This is a genomic window from Mycobacterium sp. 1245111.1, assembly GCF_001673405.1.
Classification (GTDB): Bacteria; Actinomycetota; Actinomycetes; order Mycobacteriales; family Mycobacteriaceae; genus Mycobacterium.
In genome coordinates, this window is sequence record NZ_LZLV01000143.1 from 96,802 (window position 1) to 109,537 (window position 12,736).

Annotated in this window: 13 protein-coding genes, 1 other RNA gene and 1 pseudogene; 9 read left to right on the forward strand and 6 right to left on the reverse strand. The window is 63.9% G+C overall.

Translation table 11 applies throughout. From position 1 onward, the window contains the following. The first annotated feature begins 18 nt into the window (after positions 1 to 18). From ftsE to ssrA, 6 genes are all read left to right on the forward strand, one after another. Positions 19 to 708, forward strand: coding sequence for a cell division ATP-binding protein FtsE (ftsE, locus tag A5658_RS23190; protein WP_067340713.1), 690 nt, complete (start codon positions 19 to 21; stop codon positions 706 to 708). Then, the gene (gene ftsX / locus A5658_RS23195; RefSeq protein ID WP_067340716.1) at positions 709 to 1,602 is read left to right on the forward strand and encodes a permease-like cell division protein FtsX; all 894 of its coding nucleotides are present in this window, start codon (positions 709 to 711) and stop codon (positions 1,600 to 1,602) included. A 2-nt stretch (positions 1,603 to 1,604) separates the two neighbouring features. Next, complete coding sequence (smpB, locus tag A5658_RS23200) at positions 1,605 to 2,099, forward strand: SsrA-binding protein SmpB (RefSeq protein ID WP_067340719.1); 495 nt, start codon at positions 1,605 to 1,607, stop codon at positions 2,097 to 2,099. Continuing rightward, positions 2,096 to 2,944: an EamA family transporter gene (locus tag A5658_RS23205; protein ID WP_156751615.1), complete on the forward strand. Its 849-nt coding sequence runs from the start codon at positions 2,096 to 2,098 to the stop codon at positions 2,942 to 2,944. The genes smpB and A5658_RS23205 overlap by 4 nt, the downstream gene beginning before the upstream one ends. Positions 2,945 to 2,980: 36 nt before the next feature. Next, complete coding sequence (locus A5658_RS23210) at positions 2,981 to 3,814, forward strand: maleylpyruvate isomerase family mycothiol-dependent enzyme (RefSeq protein WP_067340725.1); 834 nt, start codon at positions 2,981 to 2,983, stop codon at positions 3,812 to 3,814. A 79-nt stretch (positions 3,815 to 3,893) separates the two neighbouring features. Beyond that, positions 3,894 to 4,263, forward strand: a transfer-messenger RNA (tmRNA) gene (ssrA, locus tag A5658_RS23215). 54 nt (positions 4,264 to 4,317) lie between these two features. Here ssrA and A5658_RS23220 read toward each other — a convergent pair. The 3 genes from A5658_RS23220 to A5658_RS23230 all read right to left on the reverse strand — a co-directional run bounded on the left by A5658_RS23220 (position 4,318) and on the right by A5658_RS23230 (position 7,979). After that, a complete protein-coding gene (locus A5658_RS23220) occupies positions 4,318 to 5,217 on the reverse strand; it encodes a universal stress protein (RefSeq protein ID WP_067340728.1) in 900 nt (299 codons plus the stop codon). A gap of 249 nt (positions 5,218 to 5,466) precedes the next feature. Continuing rightward, complete coding sequence (locus A5658_RS23225) at positions 5,467 to 7,197, reverse strand: MFS transporter (RefSeq protein ID WP_082993378.1); 1,731 nt, start codon at positions 7,195 to 7,197, stop codon at positions 5,467 to 5,469. Positions 7,198 to 7,493: 296 nt separating this feature from the next. Continuing rightward, complete coding sequence (locus A5658_RS23230) at positions 7,494 to 7,979, reverse strand: universal stress protein (protein WP_067340733.1); 486 nt, start codon at positions 7,977 to 7,979, stop codon at positions 7,494 to 7,496. A gap of 367 nt (positions 7,980 to 8,346) precedes the next feature. On the opposite strand from A5658_RS23230, the gene A5658_RS23235 reads away from it, so the two are divergent. Further along, positions 8,347 to 8,532: an excalibur calcium-binding domain-containing protein gene (locus A5658_RS23235; protein ID WP_067340735.1), complete on the forward strand. Its 186-nt coding sequence runs from the start codon at positions 8,347 to 8,349 to the stop codon at positions 8,530 to 8,532. Here A5658_RS23235 and A5658_RS23240 read toward each other — a convergent pair. From A5658_RS23240 to A5658_RS23250, 3 genes are all read right to left on the reverse strand, one after another. Further along, a complete protein-coding gene (locus A5658_RS23240) occupies positions 8,507 to 9,226 on the reverse strand; it encodes an N-acetylmuramoyl-L-alanine amidase (RefSeq protein WP_067340737.1) in 720 nt (239 codons plus the stop codon). The two genes, A5658_RS23235 and A5658_RS23240, sit on opposite strands and share 26 nt — an antisense overlap. A gap of 22 nt (positions 9,227 to 9,248) precedes the next feature. Beyond that, positions 9,249 to 9,713: a hypothetical protein gene (locus tag A5658_RS23245; protein ID WP_067340739.1), complete on the reverse strand. Its 465-nt coding sequence runs from the start codon at positions 9,711 to 9,713 to the stop codon at positions 9,249 to 9,251. 118 nt (positions 9,714 to 9,831) lie between these two features. Continuing rightward, positions 9,832 to 11,796 (reverse strand): hypothetical protein, encoded by a 1,965-nt coding sequence (locus A5658_RS23250; RefSeq protein WP_156751616.1) that lies wholly within the window; start codon positions 11,794 to 11,796, stop codon positions 9,832 to 9,834. A 145-nt stretch (positions 11,797 to 11,941) separates the two neighbouring features. On the opposite strand from A5658_RS23250, the gene A5658_RS23255 reads away from it, so the two are divergent. Together A5658_RS23255 and A5658_RS23260 are read left to right on the forward strand one after the other, a co-directional pair. Continuing rightward, positions 11,942 to 12,244 (forward strand): RNA 2'-phosphotransferase, encoded by a 303-nt coding sequence (locus tag A5658_RS23255; RefSeq protein ID WP_231997419.1) that lies wholly within the window; start codon positions 11,942 to 11,944, stop codon positions 12,242 to 12,244. A 13-nt stretch (positions 12,245 to 12,257) separates the two neighbouring features. Then, positions 12,258 to 12,736: pseudogene (locus tag A5658_RS23260) on the forward strand (hypothetical protein); the annotation flags it as partial.

The following is a 12,736-nucleotide window of genomic DNA, read 5'->3' on the forward strand; positions in this document are numbered from 1 at the left end:
TTAGACTGGCGACCCGTGATGATCACCCTCGACCGAGTCACCAAGCAGTACAAGTCGTCGGCTCGACCGGCGCTGGACAACGTCAATCTCAAGATCGACAAGGGTGAATTCGTCTTCCTGATCGGTCCGTCCGGCTCGGGCAAATCGACGTTCATGCGGCTGCTGCTCGGGGCCGAGACGCCCACCAAAGGCGACGTGCGGGTCTCGAAGTTTCACGTCAACACGCTGCCCGGACGGCATGTGCCCAAACTGCGACAAGTCATCGGCTGCGTCTTCCAGGACTTCCGGCTCCTGCAGCAGAAAACGGTGTTCGAGAACGTCGCGTTCGCTCTCGAGGTCATCGGGAAAAAGCCCGACGTGATCAACCGGGTGACGCCCGACGTGCTCGAGATGGTGGGGCTGTCCGGCAAGGCCGGCCGGTTGCCGCACGAACTGTCCGGTGGCGAGCAGCAGCGGGTGGCCATCGCGCGCGCGTTCGTCAACCGGCCGCTGGTCCTGTTGGCCGACGAGCCCACCGGCAACCTCGACCCGGAGACCAGCAACGACATCATGGATTTGCTCGAGCGGATCAACCGCACCGGGACCACCGTGCTGATGGCGACCCATGACCACCACATCGTCGACTCGATGCGGCAGCGCGTGGTGGAGCTGTCGCTGGGCAGGTTGGTGCGCGACGAACAGCGCGGCGTCTATGGGATGGACCGGTAAGTGCGCTTCAGCTTTCTCTTCAATGAGGTCCTGACCGGGTTTCGTCGCAACGTGACGATGACGGTCGCGATGATCCTGACCACCGCCATTTCGATCGGGCTGTTCGGTGGCGGTCTGCTGGTGGTCCGGTTGGCCGACCATTCCCGCAGCATCTATCTCGACCGCGTCGAGACCCAGGTCTTCCTGACCCCCGACGTCTCGGCCAACGACATGAATTGCGAGAGCCCGGAATGTAAAGCGTTGCGCGAGAAGATCGAGAAGCGCAGCGACGTCAAGTCGGTGCGCTTTCTCAATCGCCAGGACGCCTACAACGACGCCATCCGTAAGATCCCGCAGTTCAAGGATCTGGCGAGCAAGGACGCGTTTCCGGCGTCGTTCATCGTCAAGCTCGAAAACCCGGAGCAGCACGCCGAATTCGACGCCGCGATGCAGGGTCAGCCCGGGGTTGATCACCTGCTCAACCAAAAAGAGCTCATCGACCGGCTCTTCGCGGTGCTGGACGGCCTGTCCAATGCGGCCTTTGCCGTCGCATTGGTCCAGGCGATCGGGGCAATTCTGTTGATTGCCAACATGGTTCAGGTCGCGGCGCGCACGCGTAGCACCGAGATCAGCATCATGCGACTGGTCGGGGCCACCCGGTGGTACACCCAGTTGCCGTTCCTGGTCGAGGCGATGGTGGCGGCGACGGCCGGTGTCGTCATCGCGATCGTCGGCCTGATGGTGGTGCGGGCCCTGTTCCTGGACAGCGCATTGCGCCAGTTCTACCAAGCGCATCTAGTCGCGAAGGTCGACTACGCCGACATTCTCTACATCGCGCCGCTGTTGCTGATAGTCGGCGTCGCGGTGGCCGGCGTCACGTCGTATGTGACCTTGCGCCTGTACGTGCGGCGGTAGCGATGGCCAAGAAGTCGCCGAACAAGTCTGCGCCGGCCCGGCAGATCCTGGCGACCAACCGCAAGGCCCGACACAACTACTCGATCCTGGATGTGTACGAGACCGGCGTAGTTTTGCTCGGCACTGAAGTTAAAAGTTTGCGGGACGGTAAGGCGTCGTTGGCCGACGCTTACGCCACCGTTGACGACGGCGAAGTTTGGTTGCGTAACCTGCACATTCCGGAATATCACCACGGCAGCTGGACCAACCACGAGCCGCGACGTAACCGGAAGCTACTTCTCCACAGGCGCCAAATCGATGTACTCATCGGGAAAATCAAGGATGGTAACCTCGCGCTCGTTCCGTTGTCGCTGTATTTCTCCGAAGGAAAAGTCAAGGTGGAGCTTGCATTAGCGCGTGGTAAGCAAGCCCACGACAAGCGGCAGGACATGGCCAAGCGTGACGCTCAGCGCGAAGTGATTCGCGAATTGGGCAGACGATCCAAGGGCATGAGCTGATCGGGGCGGCTTACGCCCAGCTATCGGCAGTCAGCTACGGCGTCAGTGATTTCGTCGGGGGTGTAGCGTCCCGCCGCGCGGCCGCGCTGCGCATCATGCTGGTGACCTACCCGCTCGCCACGCTTTTGCTGGGAGCGCTGGCCCTCACGGCCGGCGGGCCAATCCATGCGGGCGCCGTGCTGTGGGGATCGCTATACGGCATCAGCCAGGCGATCGGGGTCTATTGGTTCTACGCCGCCGTGAGCGCCGGACCGATCTCGGTGGTTTCGCCACTGGCCGCTGTGCTCAACGCGGCTGTTCCTGTCGCGGTCGGAGTGTCGCTCGGCGAGCGACCGGGTGCAACCGCGTCGATCGGTGTGGTGTTGGCGATCTTCGCGGTGATGCTGGTCAGCCGGGAGTCGCCGGACGACGAGGATGTCCGCACACACAGATTCACCAGCAAGGTCGCGTGGCTGACCATCGGCTCGGGCGTGGCGTTCGGCCTGGACTTCGTTCTGCTGCACCAGGCTCCGGTGGTCTGCCGGATGTGGCCGTTGTTCTTCGCCCGCGCCGCGGCCACCGTGCTCGTGATCGCGGTGGCCGCGGCCAGCAAGAATCTCCAGCTGCCGTCCACGACGCCGCTGCGGCTGGCGGTCCTCGCGGCACTGCTCGACACCTGCGCGAACGTCAGCATGCTGTTGGCGATCCAGAAATGGATGCTGTCGTTGGCCAGCATCCTGATCTCGTTGTACCCGGCGACGACGGTGGTTTTGGCGATCATCGTGCTGCGCGAGCGGCTGACGCGCTGGCAGGCGATCGGCATGCTGTTGGCCGCGGTGTCGGTCAGCATGATCGCCGCTGCCTGACCTCGTCGCGGCAACGTACGGGCTTAAGATCCGACCATGCCGCGACCGGTGACCGTGCTCGACAAGTCCGACGTTTTGTCGGGTCTGTTCGGCACCTGGGACAGCCTCGAAGAACTCTTGGGCGGACTCTCGGAACAGCAATGGCGTGCGCCGACGCCGCTGCCCGGGTGGTGCGTTCACGACGTCGTTGCCCACATGATCGGCACGGAATCGTCGTTGCAGGGGGTCAGTCCACCCGACGCGGATGTCGATCTGTCGACGTTGGATCACGTGCGCAACGACGTCGGTGTGGCCAACGAAGCCTGGGTTCGGCATCTCAGCCCTGAGCCCGGAGCTGTTCTGCTGCAACGGTTCCGCTCGATCACCGCCGAGCGCCGTGAGCGCCTGACCGCCATGCCGGTCGACGAATGGAACGCGCCGACCCCGACACCGGTGGGCATCGAGAGTTTCGGACGATTCATGCGGGTGCGGCTTTTCGACTGCTGGATGCACGAGCAGGACATCCGCGACGGCGTCAATTCGCCATCGCCCGACAGCGATCTGAGGGGGCCGGCGGCGAGGCAGTCAGTCGACGAGATCGCCGCGACGATGGGATACGTCGTCGGCAAACTCGGACAAGCGCCCGAAGGGTCGCGGGTGGCCATCGAACTGACGGGCCCCTTGGCCCGGACCATCCGCGTCGCCGTGGACGGCCGTGCCCAGGTGGTCGACGATTTCGGCGGCCGAGAGCCGACGTCGACGATTCGCCTGGACGGTCTGCTGCTGGCCCGCCTGGCTGGGGGACGCACCGACGACAGCGCGGGTGTTGAGCTCGCAGGCGACACCGAGGTTGGCGCGCGCATCGTCGAGCGTCTCAATTTCGTGATCTGACCAGGGAAGAACGCTCCCTGATCTGTTGTTGAAAAACGCGTACAATCAATTGTCTTGCCGAAACTCGGCAGGGGTGCGAGGGGCTGAACGGTTTCGACTTCGCGCATCGAATCAAGGGAAGCGTGCCGGTGCAGGCAAGAGACCACCGTAAGCGTCGTTGCAACCAATTAAGCGCCGTTTCAACACAGCGCGACTACGCACTCGCTGCCTAAGCGACTGCGTGTCTGTCAGACCGGGAGCGCCCTCGGCCCGGACCCTGGCATCAGCTAGAGGGACCCACCCACGGGTTCGGTCGCGGGGCCCGTGGGGACACCAAACAGCGACTGGGATCGTCATCTCGAACTTGTTCGCGTGATCGAGAGATCCGAGTAGAGGCATAGCGAACTGCGCACGGAGAAGTCTTGAGGGAATGCCGTAGGACCCGGGTTCGATTCCCGGCAGCTCCACTACAAGAAACTGGCCAGGACCAAAAATCCTGGCCAGTTTGCTGTCGGTTCCGCCTCTCAGGGCTGGCGGGCCACGATCACCGGGATCCTTGCCCTGTTGATCACCGCCGCCCCGACCGATCCCAGGAGCGTGCCCCTGAGCCGGCTGCAGCCGTGGCTGCCGACTACAAGCAATTGCGCCCGTTCGGAGACCTCGATGAGCCACCGTGCCGGGTCACCGATTTCGACGACGCGACGGATCCCCACGTCGGGATAGCGTTCGTGCCAACCCGCCAGCCGTTCGGCGAGCGTCTCCTCCTCTTCGGAGAGCTGAGCGTCCCATTTGGAGTCTTGGAGTAGCCGGCCGGAGCCGCTAACTCGGGGGTCATTCCAGGCGTGCAAAGCAAGTAGCCCGACACCCCGCCGGGAGGCTTCTTCGAATGCAATAGCTGTCGCCGCTTCCGATGCCGGTGAGCCGTCGATGCCCACCAGCACCGGCGCCTGTCCGACATGGGCGATCATGGCTTCGTCGTCGTGGATGACGGCGACTGGGCAATGCGCGTGGTAGACCAACGCCGAACACACCGAGCCGGGGAGGCTGCGTCCCAGCGCGCCGCCATGCCCCTGGTAACCAAGCACGACCATCGCCACCTCTGCGGAGAGGTCGACAAGCGTCGGGATGGTGGCCGAATGAAGCACCTTGCTGTCGATGTGCACTGGACCGCACGCATCAGCGCTCACCTCGGCGACCTTGGTCGCAGACTCGATCACATTGTGCACCCGCCGTTTCTGCCAGTGCCGGACGCCGGCCAACGCGGCGACCTCCAACCACTCCGGTAAGGGCTCGTCGACGACGTGGACCAGAGTCAGCGGCGCATTCCTCAGTGCTGCGTCGCGGGCCGCCCACCGGACGGCGCGCAATGCCGCTGCTGAACCGTCAACGCCTACCAAGATTGCGCCACGTATTGGTTGCCACATTTTCGTTTCTCTTCTGGTGGTGTCTACTCAACGGCAGGGTCGCGCAGGCAGGCCGCAAGTATCAGGGCCGAAGAGATGCAAGCCCAGGGACCAAAGGCACCGATTGCAGCGCGTACCCGTTCGATGGCGTGCGGTCACGGGCCATTGGGAGTGCCTGACTATCCCAAAACTCTTGGTAGAGCTTCGGTTTCGACTCTCGGCGGCTCCACTGAGAAGGGGCCGGGCCGAAACGGCCTGGTCCTTGTCGTACTAGACCCGTCGATCTGCCCACGGCGGCACAACAATCCCATTCAGGGTGATGGTGCTGCGCTTGGTGCGCGTCGCTGCGCTCGTTTTCGATGGTCCGCCAAGCACACCCGTTGGGCCCGCCAGCGCGAAGTACCAGTGCTCCTCCGCGCGGCCATCGACCGTGCATTGCAACGCGCTGGCCAGGGCGGCATTGTCGGAGGCCAGCCAACGAGTGCTGTGTTGGCGGTCGAATTCCGCCCACGAGGGCACGGTGAATTCCTCGATGACAAGTTGCGGGTCCTCGCCGCTGCGGTACAACCGCCATCGGTAGCCGCCGGTCCGTGAGCGCGACCTGCCGACTTTCAGCATCGCCGCGGCGAACTGGTCGATGCGCTCGTCGGTGACGCGGTAGGAGGTGGAAATCAGAACCGGCCCGTCGCTGGGCTCGGGCTGGAAAACCAGCGTCGGCGTGGGCCAGGCGGTCGAGGTCGTCAGGTCCAGCGTTCCGGTTTCGGGACGCAGCGGAAGGACCGTCACGCTGAGCGCCGTCAGCACGAGGAGGGCGGCAGCCGCCGAGAGCGATTGTGCAAGCCCGAAGTGGGCAGCGATCAGACCCCACAGATACGACCCGAGTGCTTGCGAGCCGCTGAAGACCAGGAGATATACGGCCATGACGCGGGCGCGCACCCACGGCGGCAGCGACAGTTGGACCGCGGCGTTGAGAGTGGTCAGCGTGGCGATCCACGCCATGCCACACACCAACAGCAGGGGGACCGCCAGGTCGAACGGGCCGATCGCCACCACGAGTAGGCCCAGCGCGTATGCGCCGGCAGAACCTGCCAACACGGTATTGGTTTCAAGTAATCTGCGGAGCTGCGCGATCAGGACCACCCCGATGACGGCGCCGACGCCGAGGGCGGCAAGGACCAGACCGTAACCGCAGGAGTTCATCCGCCAATGCTGCGCAGCCGTGACAGGCAGCAACGCCCACAACGCTGAGGCCGGAAACGCGAAAAGCGCCGAGCGCAGCAGGATCCGGCGAGTGACCGGTCCGTGGCGGACCCATCGCAGTGCGGCCAGGATCGAGAGCGCGATGCTTTCGCGCTCACCCGACGGCGCGCAACCCGGCCGCTTCCAGGTCCGCAACGCGACGATGATCGCGGCGAAGGACGCCGCATTGAGCGCGAACACCGCAGCGGGGCCGGCCGCCAGGATCACGACTCCGGCGAGGGCAGGTCCGATCGCGCGGGCCACGTTGACCGTGACGCTGCCCAGCGACGCAGCAGCGGGAATCTGTTCGCGCGGAACGAGTTCGGGCTGGATCGCCTGCCACGCCGGGGCGGTCAGCGCCGAGCAACAGCCGATGGCGACGGTGAACCCCAATAGCCACGTCGGGGTCAGAACCCCGATGAACGCCAGTGCGGCGAGCGCAGCAGTCGCGAGCACTGCATAGGTTTGAATGACGATCAGCAGCCTTCGACGGTCGAACAGATCGGCAAACACGCCGCCGAAGAGCCCTAACACCAATGTCGGTGTGAGCGAAGCGGTTTGGACCAATGCGACAACGGTCGCGCTGCTGTGATGCTCAACCAGAAACCACTGCGCGCCGACGGTCTGCATCCACGTGCCGACGTTCGATACCAGCTGCGCGATGAACAAGTTGCGGTATATCGCAATCTTCAGTGGCGCCCACGCCGACGTGTCCTCGGATGCAGACGGAACACCGTTGCTGGCCACGGTCACAGCAGTCATTCCGGCGCTACTCCCTCAAGGTGCTCATCCTCGACCCGTATAAATAGCTCACGGGGTTACAACAAGGACGGTTCACGAATGCTTCCTGCTTCTCGTTCACGTAGGACGTACGCGAGCAGTAGCAGGTTCCCACCGTCACCTGTGCGTCGGGGTGTCGCGAATTCGTTAGTATCCCAAACCTTTTCGTCTCAGTGCTGCCCGGCGGCTGCTTTCAGGGGCCCCGGGGCGTGATGACAAAGAAGTCGACGATGGGCTGCTGCGCCGACGGTGGCGGGGTCGGCGGAGCGGTGGCCGCGCTATCCGACGGTGTGGACGATGAGGATGTCTACTTTGGCTTTGCGTGCAACGGTGTCGGGCACCGAGCCCAACAGCCGGCCGGCGACGGTACTGACGCCCAAATTGCCGACCACGAGCAAGTCGGCGTTGACCTCGTCGGCCAGATGCAGCAGCGCATTCACGGGCGCGCCGACGATCGACCGCTCTTCGATGTCGTGAGCGCCAGCACTCTTCGCTCGCTCGCGGGCGTCCTGAAGGATCGAATAAACGGACGCGCTTCCATGCATTCGGTAACCCGAGTCACCGAGGCTGTCCGCGGCTTTGGGGTCGATCACGCGATCGGGCGACGGTGCTCTGGACCAGCCGCCTTTTTCCGACGTGTCGAGATGTGCGCTCGCGATGATCAGCTTCGCAGAGTCTTGGGCCGCGATCGCGCCCGCGCGCTCCACCGCCAGAAACGACGACTCCGAGCCGTCAGTTCCGACAACGATTGTCCGATAGCTCATTGCGCCTCCACCAGCAGCTCAACGACGACAACAAGACCCTATCGGCCCGGACACTCGCGCGAGGCCCATTGGGCCATCTGGGCGCAGACCCGCGGGGCGGGGCGGGGCCTCACGAAAGTGAAGGGAAACCCTCATTGACCGGCACACACGCTTCGCTCAGTCTTTTTTCAGGGTTTCTTCATGTGCGAGCCACACGTCGACAGCCGTCCGTGGGGAGGCGCGGATCAGTTTTCACTTCACCGCGGTATCCGCGTTGCTTAAGCTGACAGACATGGCAGCAATACGCGGGAGCGGCGCAGGCCTGCTGAGTGCAGCAGCTGTCGTTCTGTTTTCGGCCGGGGTCGAGATGAGGGCAGCGTCAACGGCAATGGCCGATCCGCCGTATGAAAACTGCAGTGAGGCTCGCGCCGACGGACGGTCCAGCATTCCTTACACCGACCCGGCTTATCGGCCGGAACTCGACCTCGACGGCGACGGGTTCGCGTGCGAGCCCGGCAAGCCGCGCCGGTCGACCCAGCGACGGCGGCTTAGCTACCCGCCTCGACCGCGGTAACTCGTGCGGCGGCATCGGGACCGCAGAAACGCTCGAGATTGACCCCACCTGAAGCGATCAATGCGTCGATCCGGTGCTTGAGGTCACCAGATGACAAGTGGGCGTACAAATTCGCACCCGGGCACGAGGTCTGGGCGAAGTCGCGATGGCCGGCCAACGTGTCGGTGTTGATGCGGAAATTCTGCGCGGCCCATGCGAATGCCACAGCGGTGCCGTGAAGTTGAGGCTCAGAGACCGCTTCCTGATCGAAGTCTCCTTCGCAAAGCACCAGAAAGTGGCCCGTCGTGTCGTAATCGGTGGCGGTGTCGCCCGCAATTTCGGTGCTCCGCAATTCGTAAAGGTTGCCATTGCGGTCGACGGCGACGTGATACGCGATGTCGATCCACCCCTTTTGCTCTTGGTGGTATCGCTGATCTTGACGCAGCCGTCCTGGCGCATTTCGGTTGTCGCCGAGCACAACTGCCTCGTGATGCAGGGTCATCCGCGTTATGGTGTGCCGCTTGCCGCCGGGACGCGCGGGTCGTGCGCCCCACGCGTCGCGGCAGATCAACATCGCCGAGGTGGCGCTGGCCAGGCGTGGGCCGGTCATCGGCATCGCAGCGGTGGAACAGGCGCCGGCCGTCGATGCCACCGCGGCGCCGCCCGCTAACCGGAGCAACTGACGGCGATTGAGCGGGCCGTGAGGCAGGTCCATGCGCTCACGTTACAAACTGCGGTCAGCTCCCGGTGACGATGCGCTGTTCTACATAGCGACCGGTGACCACGTTCGCGGACGCCTGTGCCTCCAGACGTCGCGCTTCCCGTTTGATCCGCCGGTCGAGCACGCGGTCGTCGCGCCGGGTCAGGGTCGCGCTGCGCTTCGCCAGAAGGTCGAGCTGTCGCCAGCTGAGCCCATCAAGATCGCCAACCGAGTCGTGGGTGGCGACCACTACCGCGCCATAAAGCAGGGGCACCGTCTTTGCGGTGAATCGCGTTGTGGCCAAAAGCAGTTCGGTAGCGCTGCGGTTCACTTTCCGCCGGCACCGCCGCGTGGTCGGCGTGAACCAGAAGTCGAATTGTCGATCCGAACTGGTCAGGCTTTCCAGCCCGTAGTCGTGAACGAGTGCGACGATATCGGCATTGCTGTAGGCCCGAGTTTCATACGCGGCGCCATCAGGGCTGAAATAGAGGATCGTGTTCAAGGTTTGTCCCTTTCTGGCTCCAGGCTGAACTGGTTCAGCGGTTACAACCGATAATCACAAGCGTGTAATTCCCGTATCACGATACGAATAAACGCGGTTATCGCGCTTCGTCGGGGCTCTACGCGCCGAATAGCGCCCCAAGCTGCGTCAACAGCGTGCTCGCGGTCGACTGCACCAACTCGGGCATGTTCGCCCACTCTGCCGTCGCCACACTTCCCAGCTCGGTGGGGAAGCCGTTGTTGGCGGTCAAAATCGCGGTCGCCAAGTCGTCGCGGGCATTGAGGAAGCCCGCGATGATGCCGGTATTCGGGTCGAGAATCGCGTCGTTGAACAGCGACCCGAGCTGCTGGGGGAGCAGCAACGACAGCGCGGTCTGGCCCACCGCCAATTCGGTGGGCAGGCTGATGTCACTGGCCGCCAGCGGCAGCGTGTTGAAAATCGCCTCCACACTGGCGACCGGATTGGTCAGCAGGTCGTGGTCGACGGTGGCCCAGTCCGGAGACAGCGCAGGGGTGAACCTCAGGTCCAACGGGATGCTGGGCTCGCTGCCGAACACCGCGGCGAAGTTGTCTGTGCCCATCAAGCCCTGGAACCCGTGAAGAAGCAATTCCTGTAGCACCCAATCGGGTTGGGCGTGTTCGCGGGACAGGTCCAAGGCGTAGTCGTAGGACAGCACCCGCTGCGACATGTCGGCCGCGTACTCCGCCGGGCTGACGGTGGGTGTGTCGGCGGGCAGGTAGTTGGCCACGTCGGCTACCGGAACCACTTCTGTCGTCACCGGGAGACCGGTCGGGTCGACACCGTCGGGGAGGTTCTCGAAGCGGGCGAAGATCTCGCCGCTGCTAACCCCGCTGCTGTCAAGCCAATTCGCGACGCCGGGGTTGGTCGCGCTGACCACGTAGTAGGTGTATCCGTCCGGATCGGCGAACGCCGTGGTGTTGTTCAGCGTGGTCTGCGCCAACGTGAAGGGCAGGGCCGCGCCGAAGACGTTCATCAGCTCGATTCCGCTGTAGCCCGACGGCACATCGGGCACCTGCACGATCAGGGCCTGGTCTGGACTCAGGTCGAAATTGCCGCCCGAGACGTCCGCGCTCGGCAGACCGGTTGCGAACACACTGGTTTCAGGTGCGAGCATGCTCATCGTGTTGGGCGGCAGATCGATGCCGGCAACCTGGGCCAGACCCATGTTTTCCTGGTTGAAGGGTCCGACGATGTTGCTGAACGCGGTGAACAGGGTTGTGAGCAGGGAATCGACCGAGGTGATTGGCGGGGTGGAAGTTCCTGTCAGCGTGCCTATTTCGGCCGCAGAGCTGTCCGCTCCGGGGAAGAGCCCGGTGGACGGTATGGAGAAAAACGCCGGACAGTCGGACACGCAATGGATGCTGATGCTGCCGGGGCCCTGGGCCCAGTCGCCGAGCACATCTCGAATCAGCAGGGAGGCATCGCCATTGGTGGTGGCATCGGTGTCGTTGATGAAATTGACGGCGCCAGTTGGCTCGGTGGGACCGATGTCGATAGTGAACGAGCCATCGGGATTGACGACCAGGCCGTGGTCGAGTTCCAGGCTCTCCTTGCTCACGGCCGTCGACCCGGTGATGGCTTCGGTCGCAATGGCGAGCGCTTCGGTGCCCTTGCCGACGGTGCCGGTGAGCTCGTAGGTCGCACCGGGGGCGAGTCCGGCGGTCGCGTGGTAGTAGATATCGGGGGTGAAGAACTGGAAGTACTGACGGGAATCGGCGGCATCGGTCGCCACTGCTTCGGGCGACTGGAAGAAGACGCCGTTGAACAGCTCGGTGACCCTGGATAGGCCGGCCGAGAGCAGCTCATAGTTGGTGTTCTGCAGACCGGTCATCAGCATGGCATCGCTGTCCACTGTCGCGAACGGCAGGCTGGCGTCGTAAGCCGCTGCCTGCTGCATGGCTTCGAGAAGCTGATCGAGCGCGGGCTGGTACGCCGGATCGGCGTTGGCGTGTGGCGCGGTGATCGCCATCGCCATGGCGCCCGCGGTCGCAGCAAGCCCGATGGATCGCATCCGCCGCGGCAGAGCTGAGGACCACGTCACGTTGCGCATCGCGGATGCCATGCCGCTCCCTTCGTTGGGATGCCCGAATTATTGGTCAAGCCGACCACGAATACGTGCGAATTGGTCGCTCAAAAAGGTGAAGGGCGCACCCCCTTTGTTCGGGCTATGCTTCAGCGCGCAGGACCAGTGAACAGGAGGGATCGTCGTGGCCGAGGTGTTGAAGGTCGATCCTGTCGCGCTGAACAACGGCAGCAACGACATGCTGGAATCGGTCGGTGAGGCCGCATTGAGTTTCGCGAACCACGAAGACGGGCTGGCCGAAGCCGCGCCCGGCTGGGTGGGTTCTTCGCAAGAAGCGCTTGGTCAGCTGGCGGCGCGCTGGGAGGCTCGGCATGGCCACCACAAATTGCAGGTGGGCAATTTGGGATCGCACGTCGCCGAAGCGATGCTCCGCTTCGTCACCAACGAGGAAGAGGCGGCCCGATCGCTGCGGTCGTTGTCTGAGTAAGGGGTAGCTCGTGGTGGCGTTGACCCCGGCCGACGTCAAGCGCTGGGATCCTGATGCCATTCATGGGGTGTTTCAGATCGCCAGCAATCGGGCGGTGACGTTGCAGAGGTTGGGCGACAACCTGGGGCAGGTGCATGACACGCTGAGCGATTGGCGCGGGGATGCCGGGGATGCGTTTCGTGCTGATCTGGGCAAGACGCGTCGCGACATTGAGGCCGACGGGCAGGAGTCCAAGCAGGTGGCCGCGGCGGTGTCGGTTGCCGAAGCAGACGTGCGTGCGGTGAAGTCTGAGCTGGAGGGGATCGAGCAGGCCGCCGAGGGCTTTGGCTTTTCGATCACGCCGGACTGGCGCATCGAAGCCGGGATAGGTGCGATCGGGTTTGACCAGCTGACGTTGGCTGCCGAAGAACAGCTGCTGCAAGGACAACTCGACACTTGCAAGCTGCATGCCCATAACGCCGATGAGGAACTGGCCAACGCGGTGCGCGGTGC

Coding starts and splice junctions, on each gene's coding strand:
- A5658_RS23240 (WP_067340737.1), bottom strand. CDS start 9,226: ATGGACCTGCCTCACGGCCCGCTCAATCGCCGTCAGTTGCTCCGGTTA.
- A5658_RS23235 (WP_067340735.1), top strand. CDS start 8,347: ATGGCCGATCCGCCGTATGAAAACTGCAGTGAGGCTCGCGCCGACGGA.
- A5658_RS23220 (WP_067340728.1), bottom strand. CDS start 5,217: ATGTGGCAACCAATACGTGGCGCAATCTTGGTAGGCGTTGACGGTTCA.
- A5658_RS23225 (WP_082993378.1), bottom strand. CDS start 7,197: ATGACTGCTGTGACCGTGGCCAGCAACGGTGTTCCGTCTGCATCCGAG.
- A5658_RS23230 (WP_067340733.1), bottom strand. CDS start 7,979: ATGAGCTATCGGACAATCGTTGTCGGAACTGACGGCTCGGAGTCGTCG.
- A5658_RS23210 (WP_067340725.1), top strand. CDS start 2,981: ATGCCGCGACCGGTGACCGTGCTCGACAAGTCCGACGTTTTGTCGGGT.
- A5658_RS23250 (WP_156751616.1), bottom strand. CDS start 11,796: ATGGCATCCGCGATGCGCAACGTGACGTGGTCCTCAGCTCTGCCGCGG.
- ftsE (WP_067340713.1), top strand. CDS start 19: ATGATCACCCTCGACCGAGTCACCAAGCAGTACAAGTCGTCGGCTCGA.
- smpB (WP_067340719.1), top strand. CDS start 1,605: ATGGCCAAGAAGTCGCCGAACAAGTCTGCGCCGGCCCGGCAGATCCTG.